Annotated in this window: 11 protein-coding genes; 5 read left to right on the top strand and 6 right to left on the bottom strand. The window is 66.7% G+C overall.

Annotated features, from left to right (window positions below):
* The first annotated feature begins 38 nt into the window (after window positions 1–38).
* Entirely contained in the window at window positions 39–1,289 is a 1,251-nt protein-coding gene (locus CKW06_RS17740) for a DUF819 family protein (protein WP_005410614.1), read from the top strand.
* A 351-nt stretch (window positions 1,290–1,640) separates the two neighbouring features.
* Here the strand turns inward: CKW06_RS17740 and CKW06_RS17735 are convergent, their stop codons facing one another.
* Window positions 1,641–1,865, bottom strand: coding sequence for a YbdD/YjiX family protein (locus tag CKW06_RS17735; RefSeq protein ID WP_024957208.1), 225 nt, complete (start codon window positions 1,863–1,865; stop codon window positions 1,641–1,643).
* Window positions 1,865–3,946 carry a carbon starvation CstA family protein gene (locus tag CKW06_RS17730; RefSeq protein WP_005410612.1) on the bottom strand — a complete coding sequence of 694 codons (2,082 nt, stop codon included), beginning with the start codon at window positions 3,944–3,946 and terminating at the stop codon, window positions 1,865–1,867. Before CKW06_RS17730 ends, CKW06_RS17735 begins: the two co-directional genes overlap by 1 nt.
* A 215-nt stretch (window positions 3,947–4,161) precedes the next feature.
* On the opposite strand from CKW06_RS17730, the gene CKW06_RS17720 reads away from it, so the two are divergent.
* The gene (locus CKW06_RS17720; protein WP_005410611.1) at window positions 4,162–5,013 is read left to right on the top strand and encodes a pirin family protein; all 852 of its coding nucleotides are present in this window, start codon (window positions 4,162–4,164) and stop codon (window positions 5,011–5,013) included.
* Between the two features lie 128 nt (window positions 5,014–5,141).
* On the opposite strand, the gene CKW06_RS17715 is transcribed toward CKW06_RS17720, so the two are convergent.
* The 4 genes from CKW06_RS17715 to CKW06_RS17700 form a co-directional block, all read right to left on the bottom strand.
* Complete coding sequence (locus CKW06_RS17715) at window positions 5,142–5,600, bottom strand: hypothetical protein (RefSeq protein WP_005410610.1); 459 nt, start codon at window positions 5,598–5,600, stop codon at window positions 5,142–5,144.
* Between the two features lie 195 nt (window positions 5,601–5,795).
* Complete coding sequence (gene aqpZ, locus CKW06_RS17710; RefSeq protein WP_032963683.1) at window positions 5,796–6,515, bottom strand: aquaporin Z; 720 nt, start codon at window positions 6,513–6,515, stop codon at window positions 5,796–5,798.
* A gap of 121 nt (window positions 6,516–6,636) precedes the next feature.
* Window positions 6,637–7,500: a pirin family protein gene (locus CKW06_RS17705; RefSeq protein WP_005410608.1), complete on the bottom strand. Its 864-nt coding sequence runs from the start codon at window positions 7,498–7,500 to the stop codon at window positions 6,637–6,639.
* Window positions 7,501–8,135: 635 nt separating this feature from the next.
* Window positions 8,136–10,199 carry a 3-hydroxyacyl-CoA dehydrogenase NAD-binding domain-containing protein gene (locus CKW06_RS17700; RefSeq protein ID WP_024958698.1) on the bottom strand — a complete coding sequence of 688 codons (2,064 nt, stop codon included), beginning with the start codon at window positions 10,197–10,199 and terminating at the stop codon, window positions 8,136–8,138.
* A gap of 235 nt (window positions 10,200–10,434) precedes the next feature.
* Between CKW06_RS17700 and rpoE the strand changes: the two genes are divergently transcribed.
* The 3 genes from rpoE (at window position 10,435) to CKW06_RS17685 (ending at window position 13,543) form a co-directional block, all read left to right on the top strand.
* A complete protein-coding gene (gene rpoE / locus CKW06_RS17695; RefSeq protein ID WP_005414197.1) occupies window positions 10,435–11,055 on the top strand; it encodes an RNA polymerase sigma factor RpoE in 621 nt (206 codons plus the stop codon).
* Entirely contained in the window at window positions 11,052–11,933 is an 882-nt protein-coding gene (locus CKW06_RS17690; protein WP_005410605.1) for a sigma-E factor negative regulatory protein, read from the top strand. Before rpoE ends, CKW06_RS17690 begins: the two co-directional genes overlap by 4 nt.
* Before the next feature lie 74 nt (window positions 11,934–12,007).
* The gene (locus tag CKW06_RS17685) at window positions 12,008–13,543 is read left to right on the top strand and encodes a DegQ family serine endoprotease (RefSeq protein WP_005410604.1); all 1,536 of its coding nucleotides are present in this window, start codon (window positions 12,008–12,010) and stop codon (window positions 13,541–13,543) included.
* Window positions 13,544–13,676 lie beyond the last annotated feature (133 nt).

Genomic DNA, 13,676 nt, shown 5'->3' with positions numbered 1-13,676 from the left:
GCTTTTTTTTCCCGCTCTTTCGATCGACAGAGGATCCCATGCCGACCGAACCCGCTACTGCCCTGATCAGCAACGACATCGTTGGCCTGGGCCTGATTGCCGCCACCCTGGCCCTGATCTTCTGGGCCGCCAGTGGCCCGACCCCGTTGTTGAAGAAGATCTTCGCCTGGGTGCCGGCGCTGCTGCTGTGCTACTTCGTCCCCGCCATCTACAACACCGCCGGTGTCATCGACGGCCACAACACCTCGCTGTACAACCCGGTCGCGCGTGACGTGCTGCTGCCGGCCGCGCTGGTCCTGCTGACCCTGTCGATCGACCTCAAGGGTATTGCCAAGCTCGGCCCGAAACTGCTGATCGTGTTCTGCGCCGGTACCGCCGGCATCATGCTCGGCGCCATCGTCTCGTTCCAGCTGATGAAGCTGATCCACCCCGAAACCGTGGCCGGTGATACCTGGGCCGGCATGGCGGCGCTGGCCGGCAGCTGGATCGGCGGCGGCGCCAACATGGTGGCCATGCGTGAAGTGTTCGGCACCGATGCCACCACCTTCGGCCAGTTCGCGGTGGTCGACGTGGCCTGCGCCAGCCTGTGGATGGCCATCCTGCTGTTCCTGGCCAACCGCGCGCAGCAGATCGATACCCGCAACGGTGCCGATACCCGTGCCATCGACGAGATGAAGGCGCGCATCAGTGCCTACGAGGCGCAGAACGCGCGCATTCCCAGCATGACTGACCTGATGGTGATCGTCGGCGTGGCACTGGGCGGCGTCGGCCTGGCCCATGCCATCGCCGCGCCGCTGGCGGGCTGGTTCAAGGCCAATGTCAGCTGGGCCAGCCAGTTCAGCCTGGACAGCCAGTTCGTATGGGTGATCCTGCTGTCCACCGCGATGGGCCTGGGCCTGAGCTTCACCCGTGCGCGCCGGCTGGAAGCCGCGGGCGCTTCGCGGCTGGGCACGGTGTTCCTGTACTTCCTGATCGCCTGCATCGGCATGCAGATGAACCTGCTGTCGCTGCTGGATCGGCCGTGGCTGTTCCTGCTCGGCGCGATCTGGATGGCCACGCATGTGCTGGTGCTGTGGGTGGTGGCCAAGCTGCTGCGCGCGCCGCTGTTCTTCTTCGCGATCGGTTCGCAGGGCAACATCGGCGCAGCCGCTTCGGCCCCCGTGGTGGCCGCAGCGTTCCATCCGACGCTGGCTCCGGTGGGCGTGCTGCTGGGCACGGTGGGCTACGCCACCGGCACCGGGCTGGCCTATGTCACTGGCCTGATCCTGAAGTGGATGGCCAACGGCTGAGTCCGGGCCGCCCCGGCGTCATGCTTGCGTAGATCCACGCCATGCGTGGATGCATTTCATGGGCCTCCATGAACATGGAAGGGGTCAGATCCGTTTCCCGGAGGAAACGGATCTGACCCCTGATGCATCTCGCCGTCACCGGAAATCTGTCGAAGGTGGGGTGGTGTCGGATGGCGGGGTGTCCGCGGCATGGATGCCGCGGCCAAGCCCCCAGGGATGGGTTTACGGCGTCCCCGCCATCCGACACCACCCCGCCAACCACACAGAAACCCAGAGCCGACGCCTCAGATGTTGCCGTTGCTCCGGCCTCTGCGGGCGCCGGGCTGCAAGCCCGGCACCCACCCTGGAACCTCAACAGCAGCGACCACCGTTGCGTCCGCCGTAGCGCGCTTCCTGGCGCTCGCGGAAGAACGTCTTGTAATCCATCGACTCCTGGTCCGGATGCTTTTCCAGCATGTGCCGGACGTAGTTGTCGTAATCAGGAATGCCACAGCACAGTCGTGCGGTCTGCACCAGGCGCCGCCAGATGCGGCGGTGTGCCTGGTACTGGCCGGCGGGAACCAGTTGCGTGCTCATCACAGATCCACCATTTCATGCGGCTTCAGCGCCACATACGGAGTCTCGCGGTCGCTGCGCTGCGGATTGCGGCGGGCCGCCAGGATGGTCTTGATCGAATACACCAGCACTGCGCCCACCACCAGCAGGAACAGCGCGGTCAGGCCGGTGTTGACGTACGCGTTGACCACGATCTGCTTCATCTGCGCCACCGATTTGGCCGGTGCCGTGATGGTGTCGCTGGCGAGGGCGGCCTGGAACTTGTGTGCCTGGGCCAGGAAGCCCTGCGCCGGATTGCTGTCGAAGATCTTGATGAAGCCGGCGTAGGTGGTGCAGATCAGCAGCCAGATGGCCGGCACGGCCGTCACCCACGCATAGCGGTCACGCTTCATCTTGAACAGCACCACCGTGCCCAGCATCAGTGCGATACCCGCCAGCATCTGGTTGGAGATGCCGAACAGCGGCCACAGCGTCTGGATGCCACCGAACGGATCGACCACGCCGGTGTAGAGCAGGTAGCCCCACAGCGCCACGCAGCCGGCGGTACCGATGATGTTGGCGGTCCACGATTCGGTCTTCTTCAGGGCCGGCACGAAGTTGCCCAGCAGGTCCTGCAGCATGAAGCGACCGGCACGGGTGCCAGCGTCGACTGCCGTGAGGATGAACAACGCTTCGAACAGGATCGCGAAGTGGTACCAGAACGCCATCATCGCGTCGCTGCCACTGGGAATCGCTTCGTGCAGGATCTGCGCGATGCCCACCGCCAGTGTCGGTGCGCCACCTGCGCGATGCAGGATGGTCGGCTCGCCAATGGCCGCCGCGGTCGCGGTCAGCTGCTCGGGCGTGATGGTGAAGCCCCAGGTGTTGGTGATGTAGTGCGCCGCCGAGGCCGCATCGGCACCGATCACCGCCGCCGGGCTGTTCATCGCGAAGTAGATGCCCGGATCGATGATCGAGGCCGCCACCAGCGCCATCACCGCCACGAACGATTCCATCAGCATGCCGCCGTAGCCGATGTAGCGCATGTGCGCTTCATTGGCCAGCAGCTTCGGCGTGGTGCCGGAGGAAATCAACGCGTGGAAACCGGAGACCGCACCGCAGGCGATGGTGATGAACAGGAACGGGAACATGCCGCCCTTCCATACCGGGCCATCACCACTGGCAGCGAACTGGGTCAGCGCCGGCATCTTCAGTTCCGGCATCACAATCAGGATGCCGACGGCCAGCGCGATGATGGTGCCGATCTTGAGGAAGGTCGACAGGTAATCGCGGGGGGCCAGCAGCAGCCACACCGGCAGCACCGAGGCAACGAAGCCGTAACCGATCAGCATCCAGGTGATCTGGGTGCCGGTGAAGGTGAAGGCCGGGCCCCAGACCGGATCGGCGGCGACCTTGCCGCCGTACCAGATCGCGGCCAGCAGCAGGATCAGGCCGACCACCGAAATCTCGCCGATCCTGCCGGGGCGGATGTAGCGCATGTACACGCCCATCAGGATCGCGATGGGCATCGTCGCGATCACCGTGAACATGCCCCACGGGCTTTCGGCCAGCGCCTTGACCACCACCATCGCCAGCACCGCCAGGATGATGATCATGATCAGGAACGCACCGAACAGCGCGATGGTGCCGGGCACCTGGCCCATCTCTTCCCGCACAAGATCGCCCAGGGAGCGGCCGTTGCGGCGGCTGGACAGGAACAGGACCATGAAGTCCTGCACCGCGCCGGCCAGCACCACGCCCACCACCAGCCACAGCAGGCCGGGCAGGTAGCCCATCTGTGCGGCCAGCACCGGTCCCACCAGCGGGCCGGCACCGGCAATGGCGGCGAAATGGTGACCGAACAGCACGTGCTTGTTGGTCGGCACGTAGTCCAGGCCATCGTTGTTGATCACCGCCGGGGTGGCCCGGGTTGGATCCAGCTGCATCACCTTGTTGGCGATGAACAGGCTGTAGAAGCGGTAGGCCACCAGGTACAGCGAAACGGCGGCGACGACGATCCACAGGGCATTGATGTGTTCGCCGCGGCGCAGGGCCACGGTGCCCAGACAGAAGGCGCCGAGCAGGGCGAGTACCGCCCAGCCTATTTTGGAAAACCCTTTCATGAGGTGCTCTCTCCCGGAAAGACAGTCAAAGAGTCCCGCGTGCCCTCGGCAGGGTCAATTGGCACAGGACGAATCGGCGGTAGTACTTTGGTCGTACGCTTGTTGTGCTGACATGCAGCGAACATCAGGGATGGAACAATCGGTTGCGGCGCCGTCCATTGGCGTGCGGCCATGTGGCGTCCATCTTCAGTGGCATCCATCCAACAGGAGTCGCCATGAGCTTTCCCGAACCGGTCCGCGTACTGCGGACCATCCGTGGCATGCCCACCTCCGACGGTGCCGGCGTGCGCCTGACCCGCGTCATCGGCGGCCCGACGCTGCCTGACCTGGACCCGTTCCTGCTGCTCGATGAATTCGGCACCGACCGTGCCGAGGACTACATCGCCGGCTTCCCGGAGCATCCGCATCGCGGTTTCGAGACCGTCACCTACATGCTCGACGGGCGCATGCGGCATCGCGACAACCACGGCAACGAGGGCCTGCTTACCCCGGGCAGCGTGCAGTGGATGACCGCAGGCCGTGGCCTGGTGCATTCGGAAATGCCCGAGCAGGAAAGCGGTCAGATGCGCGGCTTCCAGCTGTGGGTGAACCTGCCGGCGAAAGAGAAGATGACCGAGCCGAAGTACCAGGAGTTCGCGCCCGAGCGCATTCCCGTGGTGCAGCCGGACGCCGGCGTGGAAGTGAAGGTGATCGCCGGCAACGTGGATGGCACGCAGGGCCCGATCGTGCAGCCGGCCACCGATCCGCTGTACCTGGACATCACGCTGGCCCCGGATCGCGCCTGGACCTATGCCTTGCCGGAAGGGCACAACGCCTTCGCGTATGTGTTCGAAGGTGCGGTGACGGTGGGTGAGCAGGACGCGGCGCGCGACGTCGCCCGCCAGGAACTGGCGGTGCTGGGCGGTGGCGAGCAGCTGCATCTGTCGGCCGGCAGCGAGGGTGCGCGGCTGATCCTTGTGGCTGGTCGTCCGTTGCGAGAACCGGTGATGCGCCATGGCCCGTTCGTGATGAACACGCGGCAGGAACTCATGCAGGCCTTCGTCGATTTCCAGGAAGGCAAGTTCTGAGGCGGTGCCGGCCGCTGGCCGGCAACTGCCTGCGGTCACGGCGGATCGAGGTGCCGGCCAGCGGCCGGCACTACCGTCAGGTCGGCTCGCATTGCGGGGATGCTGCAAGGCAGTCATCCCCGCCATCGTCAGTTCCCGGCAGCCACGGCCGACGGGGTCAGGCTCATCCCCTGCGCCAGCTGTTGCAGCGAACCCAGTTCCTGCGCGCTGTCCGGATACAGCGAAATCTGCGCGTAACGCCCTTTGTCGAGCTTGACCACGCTGATGCGGCGCTCGGCATAACCGGGCGGCTGCTGGCCTCCCAGATCGGGCTGGTACCAGTACAGTGATTCACCGCCGAAGCTGCCCTTTTCGTGGCGCAGCGAGCGGTTCAATGGAAGGTTGGGATCGCGTGCACTGAGCATCAGGCTCAGTACCTCGCGGCCATCGCTGGTGCTGGCACGGCAGACCAGAAAATCGGCCTGTGCCTGCTGTTGCCACTGCAGGCCGCTGTTGGCCGGCAATGAAGGACATTCGGTGGGAGCCTGCGCGGCGGCCTGGGCCGCAGCGAACAGCAGGCTCGACAACACTACAGGCGCGAACTTCATGCATCCCCCAAGGTGGTGTGTCGTGGCTCCGTCGGATGGACCGGCGGCCTTGGCATCCCATCCCCGGATGCCCCGCCGGCCGGCATGTGCACGGACGGTCAACTCAACCTTAACGGAACGTGAGCGATCGCACAAATTGCGGTTACAAGCGTAACCATTGCGGCCGAAGGTCGGCCGCAACGGTCCGCACAGGCCTCAGCGGTCGTTGCCGAGCCACTTGTAGATGATGCCGCCGATCGCACCGCCCAGCAGCGGGGCGACCCAGAACAGCCACAGCTGGCTGACCGCCCCGCTGCCGGCGAAGAAGGCCACGGCGGTGGAGCGGGCCGGGTTCACCGAGGTGTTGGTGACCGGGATGCTGATCAGATGGATCAGGGTCAGCGACAGGCCGATCGCCAGCGGCGCGAAGCCAGCCGGTGCCTTGCCGTGGGTGGCGCCCATGATCACGATCAGGAACACGGCGGTCAGCACCACTTCGCACAGGAAGGCCGCCGCCAGGCTGTAACCGCCGGGCGACAGCGCACCATAGCCATTGCTGGCGAACGCACCGGCCTGGCTGCCGTCGATGGCGAAGCCGCTGGCCCCCGAGGCGATCTGCAGCAGGATGAAGCCGGCCAGCAGGCCACCAGCCACCTGGGCGATGATGTACGGCACCAGGTCCTTGGTCGGGAAGCGGCCACCGGCCCACAGGCCGACGCTGACCGCCGGATTGAAGTGCGCGCCGGAGATATGGCCGAACGCATAGGCGCCGGTCACCACGGTCAGGCCGAAGGCGAGCGCCACGCCGAGGAACCCGATACCCAGCGGATTGCTGTCACCGCCGAACTTGGCGGCCAGCACCGCACTGCCGCAGCCACCCAGAACCAGCCAGAACGTGCCGAGGAATTCGGCGGACAAGCGTTTACCCATGCTCATGTGTTGCACTCCTTTGACGGTCGAAAGTGTGATTTATGTCACATTTCAATGATCAGCGGGTGACTGTAGCGTCAACGCCGGGTGCAGGCATACACCTTCGGATGTGTGCAACACGCGATGTTCAGTACTGCGGCAGCGGGATGAATTCCTTGTCGTCGCCCGGAATGGTGCCGAAGCGGCCGGCCTCCCAATCGTGCTTGGCCTGCTCGATGCGTTCCTTCGAGCTGGACACGAAGTTCCACCACAGGTGACGCGGGCCATCCAGCGGCTCGCCACCGAACAGCATCGCCTTCACCGGCGTCTTCGCGCGCAGGCGGCCACGTGCGCCGGCTTCGGGAATCACCAGATGCTGTGCAGGGATGTCCACGCCATCCAGCTGTGCGTCGCCTTCGAGGATGTACAGCGCGCGCTCGCGGTGGCCGTCGTCGATATCGATTTCCGCATCCGGGTCGAGATCGATCGCCACGTTGAGGGTGTCGGCGAACACCTTCACCGGCGATTCCTCGCCATAGGCGCGGCCGGCGATGACGCGCAGCCAGGCACCGTTGCGACGCTGCTCGGGCAACGTAGCCGCGGCGTGGTGGTAGAACGCCGGTTCGATTTCCTCGTGCGATTTCGGCAGCGCCACCCAGGTCTGCATGCCATGGATCGGGTTGTCGTGATCGCGGTCCGGTTGCGGCGTACGTTCGGAATGGGCGATGCCGCGGCCAGCGGTCATCCAGTTGACGTCTCCGGGGCGGATCACCTGGTCCGAACCGAGTGTGTCGCGATGGCCGATGGCGCCCGACCACAGATAGGTGACGGTGGCCAGGCCGATATGCGGATGCGGGCGCACGTCGATGGCCGTGCCGGGATGCATGAGCGCCGGGCCCATCTGGTCGACGAACACGAACGAGCCGATGCTGCGCGCCTGCAGGGTGGGGACGGCGCGGCGGACTTCGAGTCCGCCGATGTCGTGCACGCGCGGGGCGATGATGGTGGTCATGCGGGCGTTCTCGCTGGCAGGGATCAGGTGATCAGCATCGCATGCGGCTGTGACGGGGACATGCCCCGTATGGGTAACAGGGTGTTCCAGCCAACGGCGCAGCCCCTCGTGGCTGTGGGGTTGGTCGCGTAAAGCAAAAGCCGCGCTTGGCCGGGCGGGGTGGGTTCGCGGGGGACGCCGTGAATCCGTCCGTGGAGGCTTGGCCGCGGCATCCATGCCGCGGACACCCCCGCGAATCCACCCCGCCCGACCTCTGACAGTTTCCGTGTGCGTCCAGCCACGGAGAAGAAAAAAGAAAATCAAAGTCAAAATCAAACGCTGGTTGCTTTGCTCCTGGTGGCGGCCCAGGTAGCCACCCACCCGTTCGTAGTGATCCACACCGGAATCGAGATTCACCGACCGTCACCGGGAAACTGTCAGGGGTGGGGCGGTGTGGGCAGGCAGGACCGTTGGCGCCATGGATGGCGCCACCGAGCCCCCATGGATGGGTTTACGGCGTGTCCTGCCTGCCCACACCGCCCCGCCCAACAAACAGAAAAGCCAGAGCCGGCTGTTGCTCTGGCTCTGGCTTTTGAGGTTGCCGGCCAGCGGCCGGCACTACCGCGGGTGCCGGGCCGCAGGCCCGGCCGATAAACTCAAACCACCGGTTCGCGCAGGGTGGGGTTGTCCCAGCCCGGGCGCGGGGCGAAGCGGTCACCGTGACGCTGCTGCAGTGCCTTCAGCCGCTCGACGATCGCATCGGCACCGACCGCACGGATGTGCTGGATCGGACCACCGCGGAACGGGGCAAAGCCGGTACCGAAGATCACGCCGGCATCCAGCAGGTCCGCATCGGCCACAACGCCTTCGTGCAGGCACGCCACCGCCTCGTTCAACAGCGGCAGGATCAGGCGGTCCTCCAGATCGGCCGGGGCCTGGTAATCGCTGGCCACGTCCGGCTTCTTCGGCTTGCCGTTTTCCCAGGTATAGATGCCCTGGCCGTCCTTCTTGCCGCGCTTGTCCGGTTCCACCGTCTGCAAGGCCGCTGGAATCTGCAGGCCCAGGAACGGCGCCAGTTCGCGGCCGACGCCGGCGGCCACGTCCAGGCCGACGGTGTCGATCAGTTCGATCGGGCCCATCGGCATGCCGAACTTCACCGCGGCCCTGTCGATCACCGGGCCCGGAATGCCTTCGGCATACGCGGTGGCGGCTTCCAGCATGTACGGGAACAGCACACGGTTGACCAGGAAGCCCGGGCTGCCGGCCACAGGTACCGGGAACTTGCCCAGCGCCTTGCAGAACGCGGCCAGGCGGCGCTCGGTCTCCGGCGCCATGCCGTCGTGGTGGATGATCTCCACCAGTGGCATCTGCGCCACCGGGTTGAAGTAGTGCAGGCCAGCGAACTGCGCCGGGCGCTGGATGTGGTCGCGCAGTTCCACCAGCGGAATCGACGAGGTGTTGGTGGTCAGCAGCGCGTCCAGCTTCATCTTCGGTTCCAGCGTCTGGTACAGCGCACGCTTGGCTTCCGGGTTCTCGATGATCGCTTCGATCACCAGGTCGGCCTCGGCCACGCCGTTGCCTTCTAGGTCGGCACGCAGGCGCGCGGCCACGGCGGGGCGCTTGCTCTCGTCGCGCACCTTCTTGGCGAACAGCGCCTGCGCGCGCTCCATGGCGGGGTCGATGAAGCGCTGCTCGCGGTCCTGGAGAGTCACTTCAAAGCCCTTGTAGGCGGCCCAGGCGGCGATGTCACCGCCCATCACGCCGGCGCCGACCACGTGCACGTGGCGGATGCCGGAATCACCACCACCGAGGCCCTTCAGGCGTTCGGTCAGGAAGAAAATGCGGATCAGGTTGCGCGCGGTGGGGGTGCTGGCCAGCTTCACCACCGCGCGGCGCTCGGCGTCCAAACGCGCCTGGATCGGCTTGCCGCCACTGCGCTGCCAGGTGCTGATCAGCGCGTAGGGCGCCGGATACTGGTCCTTCTTGGCCTTGCGTGCGACCTGCTTGACCATCTGCGGTGCCAGCAGCGTGCGTGCCAGCCAGGTGTTGGTGGCCCAGGCCGTCGCGCGCTGCTTGAACGGGCGCGTGGTGCCGGACAGCGCCAGCGCCACGGCGGTGTCGAGCACCACGGCCGGTGCCACCACCTTGTCGACCAGCCCGATGCCACGCGCGGCCGAGGCCGACAGCGTACGGCCGGTCAGCATCATGTCCATTGCCGCGGGTGCGCCGACCAGCTGCGGCAGTCGCGCGCTGCCGCCCCAGCCCGGGAAGATGCCCAGCTGGGTTTCCGGCAGGCCGATGCGGGTGCTGCTGTCATTGGAGGCCACGCGATAGCGGCAGGCCAGCGCCAGCTCGGTGCCGCCGCCCAGGCAATGGCCGTGGATGGCCGCCACGGTGGGGCAGGGCAGCTCGGCCAGCTTCTGGTAGGTAGCCTGGCCGCGGCGGATGGCGTCGTTGACGGTGCCGCGACGGTCGAACTCCTGGAACTCCTTCAGGTCCGCCCCGGCAATGAAGCCGGCTTTCTTCAGCGACTGGATCACCACGCCCTTGGGCGGGTCCAGTGCAATGCGCTCAAGCAGGTCACCCAGCTCCAGCAGCACATCCTGCGACATGGCATTGACGCTGCTGTCCTGGCGATCCAGGGAGAGGACCACCACGCCGTCGTCGCGGATCTCGGGGTGCCAGTGGCTGAAGCGGAGACCATCGAAGCCTGAGAGCATGGACGTTCCATCCGGTTGTGTATGGAGAAGCGGCTATGATCCAGAGGTTGTTTCCCCCGCGTCAAATCCCAATAGCAGGGGAGTGGCGACCCCGGATCCATGGCCGTGGACCGGAACGCTAACGGAACGGTGGTTAAAAGCTGGTGCGGCGCCGGGTGATCGGCGACTGAACTTTTCCCGGGATTGGCAGTCTCATTGCCCGACGTCGGTTGGGCTGACAGGAGTGCGGCCCCTCATGGCCGAGGTTGATACACCACAGGAGCTGGATCTGGAACTGGTCCGGCGCGTGCAGCACGGCGAGAGCGCCGCGTTCGATGTCCTGGTGCGCAAGTACCAGCATCGCGTGGTGGCCCTTGTCGGCCGCTACATCGCCGACTGGAGCGAATGTCAGGACGTCGCCCAGGACACTTTCATCCGCGCCTATCGCGCGATCGGAAGTTTCCGTGGCGACGCCCAGTTCTCAACCTGGTTGCATCGAATCGCCGTGAATACCGCCAAAAACTACCTGGCTTCACACAATCGACGGCCACCGACCGATGACATCGACATCGGCGATGCCGAACAGTTCGACAGTGGTACGCGCCTGCGCGACACCGACACGCCCGAACGCGAGTTGATGCGCCAGGAGCTGGAACAGACGGTGATGAAAGCCGTCAACGCGCTGCCGGAAGAGCTCCGGTCGGCGATCACCCTGCGCGAGGTGGAAGGCCTGAGCTACGAGGAAATCGCGCAGAAAATGGGGTGCCCGATCGGCACCGTGCGTTCACGGATCTTCCGGGCGCGCGAGGCGATCGACACCGAACTCCGGCCGCTGTTGGACATCGGCAGCGCCACCCGTGAGAAGAGCCGCGTATGACCAGTAACCCGTTCAACGAATCGCAGAACCATCAATCGCCCGCCGGGCAGCGCCTGGACCAGCGCCATCGCGAGCAGCTGTCGGCCCTGGTCGATGGCGAGCTGGGCGCCGATGAAGCGCGCTTCCTGCTGCGGCGGATGGAGCATGACCCCGAACTGGCCGGCTGCCAGGAGCGCTGGCAGCTGCTGGGCGACGTGATGCGTGGGCAGGCGTCGACACTGGCCCCGGCCGGGTTCAGTTCCGCCGTGGCTGCTGCCATCGCCGCCGAGCCTGCGCCGCAGGCCGAGCCGCGCCGTCAGGTGCGTCGCAGTGGCTGGCGGGCCTGGGGCGGTGGTGCCGCACTGGCCGCTTCAGTGGCGGCGGTGGCGCTGTTCATGGGCGGTGAGAAGCTGAAGGAAGCCACCCCGGGCGAGCCGTTGGCACCTCAGGTGATCGCCAGCCAGGCGGAGCTGCCGACCGTGCCGACCGATCCTGCCCCGGTTACCGAAGCCTCTGCAGACACGGCCGCGATGGCTGTGGCGACGGCTCCCGCCCTGGCGATGGCCACTGCCGGTCGCCGCCAGGACACCCGCCGCGCCAGTGCCACCCGCAGCCAGCAGGCCGCGCGTGCCGCCCAGCGTGAGGACGTGCCGCAACGCGCGGTGGCTGCTGCGCAGGCGCCGCTGACCCCGACCGTACCGGCCAATGGCAGCCGCAACATGCCGTTTGGCGAGGTCGGTGGGCTGCAGGCGCGGCCGTGGCCGCGTTCCAGCCTGGCGCCTGCCGCCGGCGGCGCGCTCAATGCCAGCTTCCCGGCCCATACCGGTGGCGCCGCCTTCTACCCGTTCGAGCCGCGCCTGCAGGACGACCTGCCGGTGCCGCCGCGCCCGCGCGACTGAGCCGGGCGCTTTCACGCCCCGCCGTCAGCGGGGCCCGTATTCCTCTTTCCATCCGATCCGGAGGTTGCCGTCCGATGACTCCCCGACTCCGCACGCAGGCCATGGGCCTGTTGGCCCTGACCCTGCCGCTGGTGGCCTGCGCGCAGGCACCGGCTCCGGCCGCCCCGACCCAGGCTGCTCCAGCCACCGCGCCAAGGGCACCGGCACAGCCGCTGGTTACCGGCCTGCCCGATTTCACCAACCTTGTTGAACAGGTCGGGCCGGGTGTGGTCAACGTCGACACCACCATCGTCCGCACCAACCGCCAGGCTTCGCGGGGCCCGATGGGCGGTGACGACGACATGCCGGAATTCTTCCGTCGCTTCTTCGGCCCGGACTTCCCGATGCCGGGGCAGGGCCCGGGCGGCCCGGACGGTGGCCCCAGCATCAAGGGCCGCGGCATGGGCTCGGGCTTCATCATTTCTCCCGATGGCTATGTGCTGACCAACTACCACGTGGTGGCCGATGCCAGCGACGTGAAGGTCAAGCTGGGCGACAGCCGTGAGTTCAACGCCAAGGTGGTGGGCAGCGACCAGCAGTACGACGTGGCGCTGCTGAAGATCGATGGCAAGAACCTGCCGACCGTGCGCGTGGGTGATTCCAATACGCTGAAGCCCGGCCAGTGGGTTGTCGCGATCGGCTCGCCGTTCGGGCTCGACCATTCGGTCACTGCCGGTATCGTCAGTGCACTGGGGCGTAGCACGGGTGGCGCCGACCAGCGCTACGTGCCGTTCATCCAGACCGACGTGGCGATCAACCAGGGCAACTCCGGCGGTCCGTTGTTGAACACCCGCGGCGAAGTGGTCGGCATCAACTCGCAGATCTTCTCCGCCTCCGGCGGCTACATGGGCATCAGCTTCGCGATCCCGATCGACCTGGCGATGAGCGCGGTCGAGCAGATCAAAAAGAGTGGCAAGGTCACCCGTGGCCAGCTGGGTGCGGTGGTCGAGCCGATCGATGCGCTGAAGGCGCAGGGCCTGGGCCTGCCCGACAGCCGTGGCGCGCTGGTCAACCAGATCGTCGCCGGCAGTGCCGCAGAGAAGGCCGGTGTGCAGATCGGCGACGTGGTGCGTTCGGTCAACGGCAGCCCGGTCAACAGCTGGTCCGACCTGCCGCCGCTGATCGGTGCGATGGCACCGGGCAGCCGGGTCACGCTGGGGGTGATCCGCGACGGCAAGCCGCGCGACCTCAGCGCCACGCTCACGGCGCTGAGCGAAGACGGTCAGGGCAATGCCCGTGCGGCGTCTGCCGCCAGGCCCGATGCGGCACCGCAGGCCGGCGCCAATGCCCTGCTGGGCCTGGACGTGAGCGACCTGACCGCACCGCAGCGCAAGCAGTTCGGCCTGGATGGCAACGAAGGCGTGCGTATCACCGGAGTCAAGGGCCAGGCGGCGCGTGATGCCGGCCTGTCTCCGGGCATGGTGATCCTGCAGGTCGGCCGTACCCCGGTCGGCAGCGTGGAGAGCCTGAACCGGGCGCTGTCCAGCTACAAGAAGGACGACGTGGTGATGCTGCTGGTGCGCACCGGCAACGGCAACAGCGCCTTCGTGGCGGTCAAGGCCGGCCAGTAAGGCCTGCCGGGGCCGCTTCGGCGGCCCCTGTGTCTCCCCTGAAGCCCCGCCCTGGCGGGGCTTCGGCCTTTCCGGGCGGGGCCCGAGCAGTCCGCTTTCGCGGTGGGGCGCCGGGCATGCGATAATCGACCGT

Origin of the sequence: Stenotrophomonas maltophilia (assembly GCF_900186865.1) — a bacterium.
GTDB lineage: Bacteria > Pseudomonadota > Gammaproteobacteria > Xanthomonadales > Xanthomonadaceae > Stenotrophomonas > Stenotrophomonas maltophilia.
The sequence above is the reverse complement of the archived record's forward strand: the minus strand, read 5'-3'. Positions and strand labels throughout refer to the sequence as shown.

Excerpts from the sequence above, each read along its gene's own strand:
- CKW06_RS17740 (WP_005410614.1), top strand. The coding sequence starts at position 39 with ATGCCGACCGAACCCGCTACTGCCCTGATCAGCAACGACATCGTTGGC.
- CKW06_RS17735 (WP_024957208.1), bottom strand. The coding sequence starts at position 1,865 with ATGAGCACGCAACTGGTTCCCGCCGGCCAGTACCAGGCACACCGCCGC.
- CKW06_RS17730 (WP_005410612.1), bottom strand. The coding sequence starts at position 3,946 with ATGAAAGGGTTTTCCAAAATAGGCTGGGCGGTACTCGCCCTGCTCGGC.
- CKW06_RS17720 (WP_005410611.1), top strand. The coding sequence starts at position 4,162 with ATGAGCTTTCCCGAACCGGTCCGCGTACTGCGGACCATCCGTGGCATG.
- CKW06_RS17715 (WP_005410610.1), bottom strand. The coding sequence starts at position 5,600 with ATGAAGTTCGCGCCTGTAGTGTTGTCGAGCCTGCTGTTCGCTGCGGCC.
- aqpZ (WP_032963683.1), bottom strand. The coding sequence starts at position 6,515 with ATGAGCATGGGTAAACGCTTGTCCGCCGAATTCCTCGGCACGTTCTGG.
- CKW06_RS17705 (WP_005410608.1), bottom strand. The coding sequence starts at position 7,500 with ATGACCACCATCATCGCCCCGCGCGTGCACGACATCGGCGGACTCGAA.
- CKW06_RS17700 (WP_024958698.1), bottom strand. The coding sequence starts at position 10,199 with ATGCTCTCAGGCTTCGATGGTCTCCGCTTCAGCCACTGGCACCCCGAG.
- rpoE (WP_005414197.1), top strand. The coding sequence starts at position 10,435 with ATGGCCGAGGTTGATACACCACAGGAGCTGGATCTGGAACTGGTCCGG.
- CKW06_RS17690 (WP_005410605.1), top strand. The coding sequence starts at position 11,052 with ATGACCAGTAACCCGTTCAACGAATCGCAGAACCATCAATCGCCCGCC.
- CKW06_RS17685 (WP_005410604.1), top strand. The coding sequence starts at position 12,008 with ATGACTCCCCGACTCCGCACGCAGGCCATGGGCCTGTTGGCCCTGACC.